At 71.0% G+C, this 14,900-nt stretch carries 10 protein-coding genes and 1 pseudogene; 7 read left to right on the top strand and 4 right to left on the bottom strand.

Annotation, left to right across the window (positions count from 1 at the left end; genetic code table 11):
- Positions 1-138 precede the first annotated feature (138 nt).
- Positions 139-1,041 carry an amidohydrolase family protein gene (locus tag ISO16_RS19160; RefSeq protein WP_072634004.1) on the bottom strand — a complete coding sequence of 301 codons (903 nt, stop codon included), beginning with the start codon at positions 1,039-1,041 and terminating at the stop codon, positions 139-141.
- Between the two features lie 181 nt (positions 1,042-1,222).
- Here ISO16_RS19160 and ISO16_RS19155 point away from each other — a divergent pair, with 181 nt between their 5' ends.
- The gene (locus tag ISO16_RS19155) at positions 1,223-1,747 is read left to right on the top strand and encodes a DUF6448 family protein (protein WP_230304389.1); all 525 of its coding nucleotides are present in this window, start codon (positions 1,223-1,225) and stop codon (positions 1,745-1,747) included.
- Between the two features lie 191 nt (positions 1,748-1,938).
- Here the strand turns inward: ISO16_RS19155 and ISO16_RS19150 are convergent, their stop codons facing one another.
- Positions 1,939-4,662 (bottom strand): calcium-translocating P-type ATPase, PMCA-type, encoded by a 2,724-nt coding sequence (locus tag ISO16_RS19150; protein WP_072634002.1) that lies wholly within the window; start codon positions 4,660-4,662, stop codon positions 1,939-1,941.
- A gap of 158 nt (positions 4,663-4,820) precedes the next feature.
- On the opposite strand from ISO16_RS19150, the gene ISO16_RS19145 reads away from it, so the two are divergent.
- Positions 4,821-5,237 (top strand): pyridoxamine 5'-phosphate oxidase family protein, encoded by a 417-nt coding sequence (locus tag ISO16_RS19145; RefSeq protein WP_006946406.1) that lies wholly within the window; start codon positions 4,821-4,823, stop codon positions 5,235-5,237.
- A gap of 13 nt (positions 5,238-5,250) precedes the next feature.
- On the opposite strand, the gene ISO16_RS19140 is transcribed toward ISO16_RS19145, so the two are convergent.
- Positions 5,251-5,850: a LysE/ArgO family amino acid transporter gene (locus ISO16_RS19140; RefSeq protein WP_029547076.1), complete on the bottom strand. Its 600-nt coding sequence runs from the start codon at positions 5,848-5,850 to the stop codon at positions 5,251-5,253.
- A 72-nt stretch (positions 5,851-5,922) separates the two neighbouring features.
- Here ISO16_RS19140 and ISO16_RS19135 point away from each other — a divergent pair, with 72 nt between their 5' ends.
- Complete coding sequence (locus ISO16_RS19135; protein ID WP_050034400.1) at positions 5,923-6,804, top strand: LysR family transcriptional regulator ArgP; 882 nt, start codon at positions 5,923-5,925, stop codon at positions 6,802-6,804.
- Between the two features lie 163 nt (positions 6,805-6,967).
- On the opposite strand, the gene ISO16_RS19130 is transcribed toward ISO16_RS19135, so the two are convergent.
- Positions 6,968-8,155, bottom strand: coding sequence for a PucR family transcriptional regulator (locus ISO16_RS19130; protein WP_072634001.1), 1,188 nt, complete (start codon positions 8,153-8,155; stop codon positions 6,968-6,970).
- Positions 8,156-8,340: 185 nt separating this feature from the next.
- Between ISO16_RS19130 and ISO16_RS19125 the strand changes: the two genes are divergently transcribed.
- The 4 genes and pseudogenes from ISO16_RS19125 to ISO16_RS19110 form a co-directional block, all read left to right on the top strand.
- On the top strand, positions 8,341-9,858 hold the full coding sequence (locus ISO16_RS19125) for a flavin-containing monooxygenase (RefSeq protein WP_072634000.1): 1,518 nt from the start codon (positions 8,341-8,343) through the stop codon (positions 9,856-9,858).
- Positions 9,859-9,874: 16 nt separating this feature from the next.
- The gene (locus tag ISO16_RS19120) at positions 9,875-10,792 is read left to right on the top strand and encodes an alpha/beta hydrolase (protein ID WP_006946418.1); all 918 of its coding nucleotides are present in this window, start codon (positions 9,875-9,877) and stop codon (positions 10,790-10,792) included.
- 232 nt (positions 10,793-11,024) lie between these two features.
- Positions 11,025-12,257, top strand: a complete 1,233-nt coding sequence (locus ISO16_RS19115) for an MFS transporter (protein ID WP_072633999.1) — start codon at positions 11,025-11,027, stop codon at positions 12,255-12,257.
- Positions 12,254-14,179, top strand: a pseudogene (locus tag ISO16_RS19110) (glycoside hydrolase family 3 C-terminal domain-containing protein); the annotation flags it as partial. The gene ISO16_RS19115 and the pseudogene ISO16_RS19110, both read left to right, overlap by 4 nt.
- Between the last annotated feature and the right edge of the window lie 721 nt (positions 14,180-14,900).

Here is a 14,900-nt window from a genome sequence, read left to right as displayed (position 1 = left end):
GGGCTGGGCGGAGACGGATTCAGCGACGACAGCCGGGACACGACTCGGCGGCACGGGCCGACGCCGTGCACAGTCCGCGCTGCCGCGCGCTCACCGAGAATGTCACGACGACCATGCCACCCCGGCCGGGTCCGCGTGTCAAGGGTTCTGCGCAGGCACTTTCGCGAAGAAGCGGGCCGGATTGTCCGTCCGCAGGCGCATGCCGGCGGAACCACCGAGCACCAGCGGCCGCGCGTAGGGACGATCGGAGCCGAGCAGTACCCGGTCCTCGCCCAGGCATGCGGTCACCGCCGCGACGACCTCCCGCCCGTACGACGACGTCTCCACGTAGACCCCCGGCCCGGGAACATCGCCGGGCCCGCCGCGCACCGCCATCCGATCGGCGTGCAGCGGAGCCAGGCCGGCGAGCATCGCGAACAACACCCGCAACGCCGGGAACCGGCGCGCCCCGAACTCGTGCCAGGCGAACCAGGCGGTGTGCATCTGGGTCACGTACGACACCATCGCCGGCCACCATGCCGGAGCGCCGGGCGCCGACGCCGGGCCGGGATGCACGAACAGAGGCTTGCGCGCCCGCTCGAGTTCCGACAGCAGCGGCGCACACCGGTCGAAGCCCGCCGGGTCGGCCAGGGTGGTCGCCGGCAACTGCAGGCCCACGCACCCGGCCGCGAGGACGTCGCGCAGCGTCTCCGGATCGGGCTCGGTGACGCCGGCGGCGGCCCACACGCCGAACCGGTCGGGCAGGCCCAGCGCCCCCTCGTGATAGGCGTCGAGCAGCGGCCGGGACTCCTCGGCGGGCAGTTCCTCGATCCCGAGGGGGCTCGACAGCGACACCAGCGCCAGATCGATTCCGTCCCGGACCGCCAGGGCCGTCCGCGCGGGGATCGAATGGTCGGCGGGGTCCACCCGGTACGGCGGTTCCCCGGGCAGGTGCAGCGTCCAGCCGTCGAGCCGGGGCGCGGCGCTGCGCGCCCGGAGGGCGTCGACGAAGGACGCCGGCCACACATGTTGATGCACGTCGACGCGGGGACGTCGCCTCATGCGTCCACGTTCGCCGCCGCGGCCCGCCGTGTCAACCGTCCTCGCATCCAGGCGACGAACCGGGCCGTCGAGCGACGCGGCCCCGGCGCGACCGATACGCCCTGCGCTCGCTCGACGCCGGACGCACCCCGGCACTAGCCTGGGACCGAGCGTCTCCGCCGACCGCCGGAAGGAGCACCCCGTGCCTCCCCACTGCGATTCCATGGACGGTCCCGTCGTCAAGGCCGCCGAGGCGGCGCTGGGCGACGACAACGTCGAGCTGATCCTGCCGTTCGTGCCCGCCGACGCCGAGGACGAAGTGCGCACGGCGTTCGAGCGGGCGACGGCGGCGCGGGCGGAGGGCCCGATCGCCCACGAGGTGGCCGATCTCTACTTCTTCGACACGGTGGTCCGGCTGCACCGCGCGGGCGAGGGCGCCCCGTTCACCGGTGTGAAGCCGGCCGGCGGCGACGTCGGGCCCGTGATCCCGCTCGCCGAGGACGCGATCGAAACGGGCTCGATCGAGAAGCTCCACGCGTTCCTGTCCGCCGAGCTGCACCGGCAGCTGCAGTCCCGGCTGGATCGGATCGTCGCTCTGACCGACGCCGTGACGACCGCCGAACGGCGGGAGTACACCGAGGCGATGCTCGGCCTGCAGGTGTACAGCCATCACCTCTACAAGAGCATTCACAGGGACCCGCACGAGGGCGGGCACTCGCACGGCTGATCCGGGGCACCGACGGTCACATCGGCATCATGTGATGCAGTCACATCGGCATCATGTGATGCATCGGCATACCCGGCATCAGCATGTGGTGCATCTGCATCATCAACATGTGCAGCATGTGCATCAAGCCCATGTCCATCGTTCCCACCTCCGCGTCCTGCGGTGTTCGTCGGAGGGCGACACCACCTCCACTATGCGCCCGCCCGAGCAGGCGTGTCACCACGCCGACGCCGCACGCTCCGTCCGGTGGCCTTGACGAGTTCGTCCACCCACAGCACCGAGGATCCGACGCCGACGGCGAGCGCCCACTGCTGCGAGGTGAGCGCGGTGGTGTCGAAGAAGCCCTGCAGGAAAGTCGTCTGCACCACGCACACCTGCAGGACGACCACCACGACGAGCGCGATCCAGATGCTGTGGTTGGTGAGGGTCTGCAACGAGAACACCGAGCCGAGTTCGGAGCGGACGTTGAGCAGATTGAACACCTGGAAGAAGACGAACGTGGTGAACGCGAGGGTGGTGGCGAACAGCGGGTCGCCGGCGCTCTCGGGGAACCACTGCGGCGCGTAGTGCAGCACTGCGACGGTTCCGGCGGTCATGACGATGCCCAGGCCGAGGATGCGGCGGAGCCGATCGCGGCTGAGCAGGCGCTCGTGGGCCGGCCGCGGCGGCCGGGACATGGTGCCCGGCTCGGTGGGGTCGACGCCGAGGGCGAGGGCCGGCGGGCCGTCCATGATGATGTTGACCCACAGAATCTGCAGCGCCGTGAACGGCGCACCGCCGGCGAGCCCGAGGGCCCCGGCGACGAGGAAGATCAGCACGAACCCCCACGCCGTGGTCAGCTGGAACTTCACGAACTTGACGATGTTGGCGTAGATGCCGCGGCCTTCCTCGACCGCGGCGACGATGGTCGCGAAGTTGTCGTCGGTGAGGATCATGTCGGCCGCGCTCTTGGACACGTCGGTGCCGGTGATGCCCATGGCGACACCGATGTCGGCCTGTTCGAGGGCGGGCGCGTCGTTGACGCCGTCGCCGGTCATGGCGACCACCTCGCCGTTCGCCTGCAGCGCCTTGACGACCCGGATCTTGTGCTCCGGCGCGACGCGGGCCAGCACACCGAAACCTGCTGCCCGGGAACGTAGCTCGTCGTCGTCCAGGGCGTCGAGGTCGGCGCCGGTGGCCGCGGCGCCGCCGATGCCCAGTTCCGCGGCGATCGCCGACGCGGTCACGAGGTGGTCGCCGGTGATCATGTGCACCTCGATGCCGGCGGCGTGGGCCACCTCGATGGCCCGCTTGGCCTCCGTCCGCGGCGGATCGACGATGCCGACCACGGCGTAGAGGGTCAGGTCGGACACCACGCGCTGCAGCGCCTCCCCGTCGCCCCGCGGCACCGCGTGCAGGTCCCGGCCGGCGATCATCAGGGTGCGCAGCCCCTCGGCGGCGAGCGACTGCACCGCCGAGCGGAGGCGCTCGCGGCGGCGGTCGTCGAGCGGGACGGGGCCGTCCCCGTCGAGCATCGCGGTGGCGCGGTCGAGCAGCGCACCGGGCGCGCCCTTGGCGAAGCACCGGTAGCCGCCGTCGGGCAGGGCGTGGAAGGTCGCCATGTACTTGTAGGCGGAGTCGAACGGCACCTCCGCCAGCCGCGGCACCGCGAGACGCGCCCCCTCGACGTCGATGCCGCCCTTCTCGGCGAGCACCACCAGCGCGCCCTCGGTGGGATCGCCGACGAGCACCCCGTCGCGGACGACGGCATCGTTGCACAGGGCCATCCCGAGCAGCGGCGTGGTCAGGTCCGGGGCCGGCATCCCGTCGCCGACGAGGATCTTGCCGGCCGTTTCGTACCCGGTGCCGGTGACGCGGAAGCTGCGGCCACGGGCCAGCAGCCGCTGCACCGTCATCTGGTTGAGGGTGAGGGTGCCGGTCTTGTCGGTGGCGATGTGGGTGGTGCTGCCGAGGGTCTCGACGGCGGCGAGCCGTTTGACGATGGCGCCGCGCGCGGCGAGCCGCGACGCGCCCATCGCGAGGGTGAAGGCGACGACCGCGGTCAGCCCCTCGGGAATGGTGGCGACGGCGAGCGAGACGGCGGTGATCAGCAGGTCGGACCACGACTGCCCGCGCAGCAGACCCAGGACGAACACGACGGCGACGACGGTGAGCGCAACGATGGTGAGGGTCTTGGCGAGCTGGTCGATGCGGCGCTGCAGCGGGGTCTTCTCCACCCCGGCGGCACCGAGCAGGGTGGCGATCGCGCCGATCTCGGTCTGCATCCCGGTGGCCGTGACCACCATCGTGCCCCGCCCGCGGGTGACGTCGGTGTTCATGAACAGCATGTCGGCACGGTCGCCCAGCGGGGCCTGCTCGTCGACGACGGGTTCGACGGTCTTGTCGACGGGCTGGGACTCGCCGGTGAGCGCGGACTCGGCGACCTGCAGCCGCGCCGCCCCGACGACCCGGCCGTCGGCGGGCACGGAGTCGCCGGCCTCGAGCAGCACGACGTCGCCGGGCACGAGTTCGGTGCGCGGCAGGTGCTGTTCACGGCCGTCGCGGCGGACGCGGGCGGTGTCGACCGCCATCTGTCGCAGCGCCTGCAGGCTGTTCTCGGCCCGGCGCTCCTGCACGTAGTTCAGGACGGTGTTGAGGGTGATGACGGCGAGGATGACGACGGGGGTCTCCCATTCGCGCGAGACCACGGCGCTGACCACGGCGGCGACGACGAGGACGAGGGTCATCCGGTCGGCGAGCAGGGCGAGCACCTTGCGCCAGCCGGGGACGGCTGCCGTTTCGGCGAGGGCGTTGGGCCCGTGCTCACGCCGGCGCTCCTCGACGACGTCGGAGGGCAGCCCGGCCGCGGGGTCGACGTCGAGTGCCGCCGCGACGTCGTCGGCGTCGCGGGTGTGCCACGTGGTGGCCAGCGTCATCTCGCACGCTCCTCGGTGGGGTGAGGTCGGGCGGCTCCCACGCTATCGATGTGACGGACACCGCGCGATTCGATGGACGATCCGCCTGTGCCGGGCGCGGATTCGTGATGTGCTGGAGGCGGTGATATCGAGGCGGACGCCGCCGGATCGGAGGAACCATGAGTGAGCCGAACGTCGACAACCCCGTCGTCGTCCTGAACGACGACGAGAGCTGGGAGCTGCTCGGCACCGAGCGGATCGGCCGGCTCGTGGTGGTCTCGGGCGGGCGGCCGGACGTCTTCCCGATCAACTACGCCGTGCGGGACAGGAAGCTGTACTTCCGTACCGCTGAGGGCAGCAAGCTGGTCGAGCTGACGGTGCACGCGGAGGTCGCCTTCGAGGCCGACCACGTGGAGCAGGACCGGGCCTGGAGCGTGGTGCTGCACGGACGGGCCCGGAATCTCGTGCACTACAACGAGATCCAGGAGGCCGAGGAGCTGGGGCTGCAGGCCTGGGTGCCCACCCCGAAGTACAACTTCGTCGAGGTCACCGCGAGCGAGATCAGCGGCCGCCGGTTCGCCCTGGTCAAGGGCTGACGCGGGCTCGGCGTCAGCCCGCCACCATGCCGACGCCGAGCCCGACCATGAGCACGGCGATGCCGCCGTCGAGCACGCGCCACGACGCGGGTTTCGCGAATACTCCGCGCAGCAGGCGGGCCCCGTAGCCGAGCCCGAGGAACCACACGACGCTGGCCAGGACCGCGCCGGCGCCGAACCACCAGCGCCCCGGGTCACCGTGGTGGTTGGCGACGGAGCCGAGCATGAGCACGGTGTCGAGGTAGACGTGCGGGTTGAGCCAGGTCAACGCCAGGCAGGTGGCCAGGGCTGCGCCGACGGTGAGGGAGCCGCCCGCCGCGGCGGTCAGGGCCGACGGGCGCAGCGCCCGCCTCGCCGCGAGCACGCCGTAGCCCACGAGGAACGCCGCCCCCGCCCAGCGGATCACCCCGAGCGCGCCGGGCACCCGGTCGAGCACGGTGGCGATGCCGGCGATGCCGGCGGCGATGAGAACCGCGTCGGAGAGCGCGCACACCGCGATCACCGGCAGCACGTGGCGTCGCGCGATCGCCAGGCGCAGCACGAAGGCGTTCTGCGCGCCGATCGCGACGATGAGCGACAGTCCGGTGAGGAATCCGACGGCGACGAGGTGCATGCCACCCACGCTAGGAACCGCCCTCGATGAAGAACAGTTGATTTTTCTTCAGTACCGTTAGAGTTGCTTCACATGGATCTGGACTTCGCGCAGCTGCGGACCTTCGCCGCGGTGCTGGACGAGGGCACCTTCGACGGCGCGGCCGCTGTCCTGCGCGTCACCCCCTCCGCGGTGAGCCAGCGGATCAAGGCCCTCGAGCAGCAGGCCGGCCGGGTCCTGGTGCGGCGCACCCGTCCGGTGTCCGCGACCGCCGCGGGCGAGGCGGTGATGCGGCTGGCACGGCAGGTGGCGCGGCTCGAGCAGGACACCGCCGAGGCGCTCGGGCTGACCGCCGGCCGGGACGAGTACGTGTCGGTTCCCCTCGTCGTCAACGCCGACTCGATGTCGACGTGGATGCTGCGCGCCCTGGCCCGCATGCCCGAGCGTCATCGCGCGCTGTTCGAACTGCACCGCGAGGACGAGTACCACGCCCCCGCGCGCCTGCGGGACGGCACCGCGATGGCCGCCGTGACGTCGGTGCCCGAGCCGGTGCAGGGGTGCGTCTCCGAAAAGCTCGGCGCCATGCGGTATCACGCGATGGCGAGCGTCGACTTCGCGGACCGCTGGTTTCCCGGCGGCGCGGGCGCCGAGTCGCTGCGGCAGGCCCCGATGCTGAGCTTCGACCGCAAGGACGACCTGCAGGACCGGTTCCTGCGGCGCCGCACCCGGCGCCGGCTCGACCCGCCCCGGCACTACGTGCCCGGCGCCGCCGAGTTCGTCGAGGCCGCACGGCTCGGCCTCGGCTGGGGCATGCTCCCGGAACCGATGCTCACCGACACCGAAGGACTCGTCTTCCTCGACTCGGACGATCCGCTCGACGTACCGCTGTACTGGCAGCGGTGGCGGCTCGAGTCGCCGGTGCTCGACGCGCTCACCGACGCCGTCCGGCGGACCGCCCGGGAGGTGCTGCGCTGACAGTGAGGATGGGCGAGTGATCCAACTGGCTGCCAGCACCCGATACGGGCGAGTGCGACGTGACGCTGCGCCCCTACCGGCCCGACGCGAGCACTGCGGACGGAGGCGGGAACCCGCCGGGCGTCAAGACCGGTCCCTGCCCACCGACCGCGGGCGTTGTCCCTCAGTCACGGGCCAGGACTCGTGGCCCGATGTGGTGAGCCAACTCCAGCGCGAGCTCGACGGGAAGCCTGCGCTCGCCGGGGCGGTGGCCGAGCAGTTCGGTTGCGCGGCCGACACGCTGCAGGATGGTGTTGCGGTGGGTGTGCAGGCGTGCGGCGGCGCGAGGAGCGTTCTCGGCTTCCTCGAGGAACACCCGCAATGTCTGGCGGAGACGAGCCGCGCTGGGTGTGTCCGCACCGAGCGGGCCCAGTGTTGTGGCGACGAATTCGGCCGCCCGGTCCAGGTCGCGAGCGGCCAACGTGGCGACCTCGAGCTCGCGGTAGAGCGCGACGCGGTCGCCGTCGCGTTGCCCGCTGACCAGACGCTGAATGGCCAGCGCGGCGTCGTGTGATCGGCGGAAGCCGGTGATGCCCGCTCGGGTGGGACCGACGGCGACCCGAATGTTCGACTGCGCCTTGGTGATTTCTCCGCGCAGTGTGTCGAGCGCGGGTTCGGATTCGGTGCCCAACCACGCCCACAGCGTCGAGGTGCCCGCGGGCAGTGTGAGGGGCGTGCGGGCGCCGGCGGCCTGGGCCAGCAGCGTCGCGGCAGACTCCAGTGCCCCCTGCGTCCCGCCCGCCGGTTCGGCCCACAGGACGAGTGCGGTGTGGCGGCGAGCGAGCTGGTATCCGAGGCGTTCGCCGGCTCGGCGGGGGTCGATCGGGGCGCCGTCGAGGATCAGGTGCACGGTCTCGGCGCGGCGGGCCAGCGCGCCGCCGAGCACCTCCTCGCGTTCCCGCTGGGCGTCGGCGATGACACGGCTCACGACATGGTCGACGTAATCGAACATCAGCTGCGAGGTGACCTCCAACAACTCCACGAATTGTGGCCCCGGCGGGACGATCCGTCCGGCATGAGCCAGAAACCGCTGCCAGGCGACATTCTGGCCCCGGCGGTAGGCCTGGTAGATCACCTCGAGGTCGATGCCGCGGCGCACGACGGTGCGGACGACGTCGAGGGCTTCGGGCGGCACGTCGATCGGCGCGCCTCCGACGTCACGCCGAGCGAGGGTGGTCAGCAGGCGCGCGGCATTGGCGCGGTTGCTCGCCGACATCTCCGCGACGATCGCCGCGTCTGCGCCCAGCATCGGGGCCACCGCCACCTCGGCGGCGTCCATCTCGGCGACGAGCTGATCGAGTTCACGCAGCATCAATTCGGCGACGTCACCGACGAGGGAAACAACTTCGGGTGCCACTGGCTCACGGAGCACGTACCAAGTGTGCCACAGCACACATATGGGTGCGAATGGTGTGCCGGCATACATGTCAACGGGTGCCGTTGCGGTCCTACTGTGAACGCCGTCACGCCCCAGCATACCGCTCGAGGAGACCGACCATGAGCATCCCGACGACCACCGAGCCGACCGGTCGCCATACGGCAAGCACGCATTTCGACGTCTTGATCGTCGGCGCCGGCATTTCCGGCATCGGCGCGGCGTATCACCTCCAGACACGCCGTCCCGGTACGACGTTCGCAGTCCTGGAGGGCCGGGATTCGATCGGCGGCACGTGGAGCCTGTTCCGCTACCCGGGCATTCGCTCGGACTCGGATATGCCGAGTTTCGGCTACGGGTTCAAGCCGTGGACGCATCGGAAGTCGATCGCAGACGGGCACATCATCATGGATTACCTGAGGCAGACCGTCACCGAGAACCGTCTCGACCAGCACGTTCGTTTCGGCTACCGGGTTATCGGCGCAGAGTTCTCCTCGGCGGACGGATACTGGACCGTCACCGCGCAATCGTCCGGCAGCGCCGAGCACGTGCACTTCACCGCGCGATTCCTGTTCCTGGGCACCGGCTACTACGACTACGAGGAAGGCTTCACGCCCGACATCGAGGGTGTGGAGGAGTTCGCGGGCCGGCTGATCCACCCGCAGCACTGGCCCGAGGACCTCGACTACGCCGGCAAGCGCGTGGTGGTCATCGGCTCCGGCGCGACCGCCGTGACGCTGATCCCGTCGATGGCCGGCAAGGCCGGTCATGTCACGATGCTGCAGCGCTCGCCGAGCTACGTGTTCTCGATACCGGCCGAGGACGCGATCGCGAACACCCTGAACAAGGTGGTCGGTCCCACCCGCGCGCACCGGATCGTCCGGCGCAAGAACATCATGCTCAACCGCGGGATCTACAAGGCCTGCCAGCGCGCGCCCAAGCTCATGCGCAAGCTGTTGATCGCCGATGTGCGCCGGCAGCTGCCCAAGAGCTTCGACGTAGACACCCACTTCACCCCGCGTTACAACCCATGGGACCAGCGCCTGTGCATGGTCCCCGACGGGGATCTGTTCAAGGCGATATCCGCCGGGCAGGCCTCGGTGGTGACCGACCGGATCAAGCGGTTCACCGAGGAGGGGATTCTGCTGGAATCGGGTCAGGAGTTGGCCGCCGACATCGTCGTCACGGCGACCGGACTCAACATGACACCGTTCGGCAACATCGCGCTGAGCGTGGACGGGCGGCGCGTGAACCTGCCCGACACCACGGTCTACAAGGCGATGATGTTGTCCGGTGTGCCGAATCTCGTGTTCGCGCTGGGCTACACGAACATCTCCTGGACCCTCAAGGTGGACTTGGTGTGCGAGCACTTCTGCCGACTGCTCGACTACATGGACAGCCACGGCTACGGCACCGTCGAACCAGTGCTCGACGATCCGCACATGGATCGTGTCCCCGTGGTCGAGATGAGCTCGGGATATGTCCAGCGGGCCGTTGCGAAGTTCCCGCGCGGCGGCACCAGCGGCCCGTGGACGGTACAGATGGCCTACGAGAAGGACGTCGAGCGGCTGCGTCGCGGGCCGGTCGAGGATCCGGCGCTCGAGTTCGCGCCCAGCCGCACGGCTGCCGTCGCGTCGTAGGAACGGAGCGACCGAGATGAAGAAGGACCTGACCTTCCCCAGCCACGGCGTCGCCTGCGCGGCCTGGCATGTTCCGGCTACCTCCGACGTGCTGGCCGGCGCGGCCGGCCGCCCGTGTGTGGTGATGGCACACGGCTTCGGCGGCACCCGAGACACCGGCCTGATCGGCTATGCCGAGGGGTTCGCCGACAGCGGCATCGACGTATTGGTCTTCGACTACCGTGGCTTCGGCGACTCGGAAGGAACACCGCGCCAGGATGTTTCCTTCCGGCGTCAGCGCCAGGACTACCACGCGGCGATCGCCGCCGCCCGTCACCTGCCCGGCGTGGACGCCGATCGAATCGCGTTGTGGGGAACGTCGTACTCCGGTGGTCATGTCGTCGCAGTCGCCGCGCAGGACAGGCGCGTCGCGGCAATCGTATCGATGACCCCCGCGACCGACGGACTGGCAGCCGCGGTGCAGATCGCCCGCTACGCCGGAGCCGGTCAACTGGTGCGCACCACCGGCCACGGGTTGCGCGACCTCGCTCGCCGGATTACCGGACGCCGGCCGCACCACATCCCGGTGGTGGCGCGGCCGGGAAAGGTGGCGATCATCAGCGCCTCCGGCGCCGAGGAGGCCTACACCTCGATCGCCGGACCGACGTGGCGCAACGAAATCTGCGCGCGCACAGCACTGGAGGTGGCCGTGAACCGGCCCATCACCGCTGCCGGCCGCCTTGGCTGCCCAATCCTTGTGCAGGTGGGCACACACGACCGTGTCGCACCGCCCGTCGCCGCGCGCAGGACCGCGAAGAGGGCAGGGGCCACTGCACTGTTGTGCGAGTACCCCGTCGATCACTTCGACGTCTACGACGGTCCTTGGCAACAACGGATGCTGCGTGACCAGCTCAGCTTCCTGATCCGCGCCCTCGATCCGGCGCGGCCCTGCTGATCGTCACCGTTCCCCCGAGCTGCTCGCGCTCGACGCCCATGACATTCCGATGGTGCGCGACTCGCTCGGCGGAGAGTCGAGATCTACCACGTCCTGTGCAGTGCACACGTTCACACGTTCGAGCATCGGGCCCTGACCGCAGCCGCTCGACATCCCTCGGAGCATCCACCGGTGCGTCCCGAGCGGCCGGTCGGTTAGCGTGACGGGTCCGGCCCCGGCGAGAGGACGAACGATGACCACAGCAGCACCTGCACCGGCACGACAGCTGAGCCGGGCCCTGGCCGGCGTGCTGGCCGTCCTCGTCACCACCGGGTGGGCGGCGAACCACTTCGCCGCGATGATCCCCGTCCTGCGCGAGCACGAAGGCCTCTCGCGCGCGCTGCTCGACGGGGTGTTCGGCATCTATGCGCTCGGGCTGCTGCCCGGTCTCGTCGGCGGCGGCGCACTCTCGGACCGGACCGGCCGTGCGGCGGTCGTCCTCCCCGGTGCGACGATCGCCCTCGTCGGCACCGTGCTGCTGCTCGTCCGGCACGACGCCGCCGGACTCGTCGCGGGCCGCCTCGTCGTGGGCATCGGCGCGGGCCTGGCCATCGGTGCGGGCACGGCCTGGGCCACCGACCTGCGCGGGAAGGTCGGCACGGTGCTCGCCGGCGTCGCGCTCAGCTCCGGATTCGCCCTGGGGCCTTTCGTGTCCGGTCTGCTCGCCGAGTTCGGCCCCCGGCCGCTGTCCCTGCCGTTCGTGCTCTCGGCCGCGTTGTCGGCCGCGGCCGTCACCGCCGCGACGGTGTGGAGCCGGCCGGCCCACTACGCGGCGGCGGACCTGCAGCCGGTCGTGCCGGGACACGGACGGTCGGTGGCCGGTGCGCTGTCCTGGTCACTGCCGCTGGCACCCTGGGTGTTCGCCTGCGTCACAGTCGCTTTCGTGACGTTTCCGGCCCGGGTCGCGAGCGCGTACGCGGGACCGGCGCTGACCGGGGCCGCGGCGCTGCTCGCCCTGGGCTCCGGGATCGTCGTGCAGGCCGTGGCCCGTCGGCGGGAGTGGGGCCCGCAGGCCGGGACGGCCGGCGCCGTCCTCGCCGGACTCGGGTTCCTCCTCGTCGGCGCCGGCGGGGCGCACCCGCCGCTGTGGCTGCTGCCCGTCGCGGCACCCGTGCTCGGGGTGGCCTACGGGCTGTGCCTGCGCGAGGGCCTGCTCGACCTGGAGTCACTCGCGCCGAAGACCTCGCGCGGGACGCTGACCGGCGTCTTCTACGTCGGCACCTACCTGGGCTTCGCGCTGCCGCTGCTGCTCGTGCTGTTCGAGCCCACTACCGGCGCGAGCCTGCCGCTGTTCGTGCTCGCCGTCCCGGCGTTCGCGGTCGCGCTGGTACGGGCCCGCCGGCTGGCCGTCGCCGAGCACCCCCGCGCCGTCGACGCGCCGCGCAGCCCCGGCGAATCGTGGCGGACGGAAGGACACCGGTCATGACCACGCGCCCCGACCTGACCCTCGAACAGCAGGCCGCCCTGCTGTCCGGCCACGATTTCTGGAGCACCGAGGCCATCGAGGAGGCCGGGATTCCGAGTGTCGTCCTGACCGACGGCCCGCACGGCGTGCGCTATCAGTCCGGCGACAGCGACCACCTCGGCCTGCACGCCAGCCTGCCCGCGACGTGCTTCCCGCTCGCCGTCGCCGTCGGCTCGAGCTGGGACCGGAGAGTCGCCGAGGAGGTAGGCCGCGCCGTGGCACGGGAGGCGCGCGCCCTCGGCGTGCACGTGGTCCTCGGGCCGGGCGTCAACATCAAGCGCTCACCGCTGTGCGGACGCAACTTCGAGTACTACTCGGAGGACCCGCTGCTCTCCGGCGTCCTCGGTGCGGCGCACGTGCGGGGTCTCCAGTCCGTGGGGGTCGGGGCGTGCGTCAAGCACTTCGCCGCCAACAACCAGGAGACGGACCGGATGCGGGTCAGCGCGGACGTCGACGACCGGACCCTGCGCGAGATCTACCTGCCCGCCTTCGAACGAGTCGTCGCCGAGGCCCGGCCCGCGGCGGTCATGTGCTCCTACAACAAGGTCAACGGCGTATCTGCGGCCGAGAACCGATGGCTGCTCACCGAGGTGCTCCGCGAGCAGTGGGGATTCGCCGGGGTCGTCGTCTCCGACTGGGGCGCCGTCGCCGACCGGGTGGCCGGGGTCAGGGCCGGGCTCGACCTCGAGATGCCGGGCAGCGGCGGCGGCACCGACCGGCAGGTGGTCGACGCCGTGCGCGACGGCCGCCTCGACCCGCGTCTCGTCGAGGCGAGCGCCCACCGGGTCCTGGCCCTGTCGGACCTCGTGCGGCCCGCCGCCGGCGACCTCGACCTCGACGGCCAGCACGCGCTTGCGCGCCGGCTCGCCGCCGACTGCGCGGTGTTGCTGAAGAACGACGACGGCGTCCTCCCGCTGCGCCGCGGGCAGCACGTCGCGGTGCTGGGATCGTTCGCCACCACCCCTCGATTCCAGGGCGGCGGAAGCTCGCACATCGCGCCGACCCGGGTCGATCCGGCGCTCGACGCCGTCCGCGCGCTCGCCGCGGCCCACGGCCTGACGGTGTCCGCGGCCGACGGCTTCCCGCTCGGAGCGGACGGCGATGCCCGGGCCCTGCTCGACGAAGCGGTGCGCGTGGCGGCCGTCGCCGACGTGGCCGTCGTGTTCGCCGGCCTCACCGAACGTGAGGAATCCGAGGGCTTCGACCGCGACACGCTCGACCTGCCGCCGGTGCAGGTCGCCCTCGTGCGGGCCGTCGCGCAGGCGGCACCGCGCACGGTCGTCGTCCTCGCCCACGGCGGCGTGGTCTCGCTCGAGGGCTGGCACGACGAGGTCGATGCGATCCTCGACGGCTGGCTGCTCGGGCAGGCCGGCGGGTCGGCGATCGCGGATCTGCTGCTCGGTGTCGCCAACCCGTCCGGACACCTCGCCGAGACCGTCCCGCTGCGACTCGAGGACACCCCCTCGTACCTCAACTTCCCCGGCGAGCAGGGGCACGTCCGCTACGGCGAGGGCGTCATGGTGGGCTACCGCGGCTACGAAACCCTGCGCCGCGCCGTCCGCTACCCGTTCGGACACGGCCTGAGCTACACGACGTTCGTCACCGAGTCCCTCGACGTCGCGCTGGGGGGCGACGGCACCGTCGCGGTGCGCGTGCGCGTGCGCAACGCCGGCGACAGTGCCGGCAAGCACGTGGTGCAGGTGTACGTCGCCACCGACGCCGGTCCGGTGCGACGCCCGGTGCGCGAACTGCGAGCGTTCGAGAAGATCGAGCTGGCGCCCGGCGAGGCGCGCGACGTCGAGTTGACCTTGGAACGAAGGGCTTTCGCGTACTGGGACGTCGAGCTCGACGACTGGGTCGTGGCGCCCGGTGAATACGCGATCCAGGTGTGCGCCGACGCCGCCACGGTGCTCGAGGCGCGCACCGTCACACTCGCGGGCGATGTGGTCTCGCGCCCCCTCTCGATGGAATCGACGGTGGGTGAATGGTTCTCGCATCCGACGGTGGGACCGGCGTTCCTCGAGGTCCTCACCGGGGCGACGGGTTCCGCTCCCACCCCGGATCCGCAGGAACACGCCGGACTGCTGCGCATGGTCGAATCGATGCGCATGGCCCAGTTCCTGACGTTCCTGCCGATCCCGGTCCCTCAGGAGAAACTCGACGAACTCATCGCGCTCGGTGGCACGGTCGCGAACTCGGCCACCGACGCGGCCGCGGGCAACCGGGACCACCCGGCTCCGACGCCGCCCGGGCAGCCGGGCGGACCGTGAGACGTCACCGCCCGCCGATCGTCGTTCGTCGTTTTTCTCCGAATTCCGAGGGGTGCGCGCCGATTCCTCGAATCGCCGATTTCTCACGGCCCCGATTTTCCGGGGAATCGAATGCGAGAAACCGTGTGACCCGAATCGAAGAGACGATCGAAGTTGTTCCGCCGATTCGCGAAATTCTGCATTCACCTTCCGGAATCGAATTCGGTGAGGAAATCGCGTGCCCAAACTCGGTCGAAAACCCTTTCCGCGCCCGTGCACCCGAGCACCGACGCAGAGCAGACCGGAAGACGGTTGTACGCCCGGAATCACGGAGTCGAATTGGCGTAACTTCCGG

Origin of the sequence: Rhodococcus sp. M8 (assembly GCF_015654185.1) — a bacterium.
GTDB lineage: Bacteria > Actinomycetota > Actinomycetes > Mycobacteriales > Mycobacteriaceae > Rhodococcus > Rhodococcus aetherivorans.
The sequence above is the reverse complement of the archived record's forward strand: the minus strand, read 5'-3'. Positions and strand labels throughout refer to the sequence as shown.

Excerpts from the sequence above, each read along its gene's own strand:
- ISO16_RS19160 (WP_072634004.1), bottom strand. The coding sequence starts at position 1,041 with ATGAGGCGACGTCCCCGCGTCGACGTGCATCAACATGTGTGGCCGGCG.
- ISO16_RS19150 (WP_072634002.1), bottom strand. The coding sequence starts at position 4,662 with ATGACGCTGGCCACCACGTGGCACACCCGCGACGCCGACGACGTCGCG.
- ISO16_RS19145 (WP_006946406.1), top strand. The coding sequence starts at position 4,821 with ATGAGTGAGCCGAACGTCGACAACCCCGTCGTCGTCCTGAACGACGAC.
- ISO16_RS19140 (WP_029547076.1), bottom strand. The coding sequence starts at position 5,850 with ATGCACCTCGTCGCCGTCGGATTCCTCACCGGACTGTCGCTCATCGTC.
- ISO16_RS19135 (WP_050034400.1), top strand. The coding sequence starts at position 5,923 with ATGGATCTGGACTTCGCGCAGCTGCGGACCTTCGCCGCGGTGCTGGAC.
- ISO16_RS19130 (WP_072634001.1), bottom strand. The coding sequence starts at position 8,155 with ATGCTGCGTGAACTCGATCAGCTCGTCGCCGAGATGGACGCCGCCGAG.
- ISO16_RS19125 (WP_072634000.1), top strand. The coding sequence starts at position 8,341 with ATGAGCATCCCGACGACCACCGAGCCGACCGGTCGCCATACGGCAAGC.
- ISO16_RS19120 (WP_006946418.1), top strand. The coding sequence starts at position 9,875 with ATGAAGAAGGACCTGACCTTCCCCAGCCACGGCGTCGCCTGCGCGGCC.
- ISO16_RS19115 (WP_072633999.1), top strand. The coding sequence starts at position 11,025 with ATGACCACAGCAGCACCTGCACCGGCACGACAGCTGAGCCGGGCCCTG.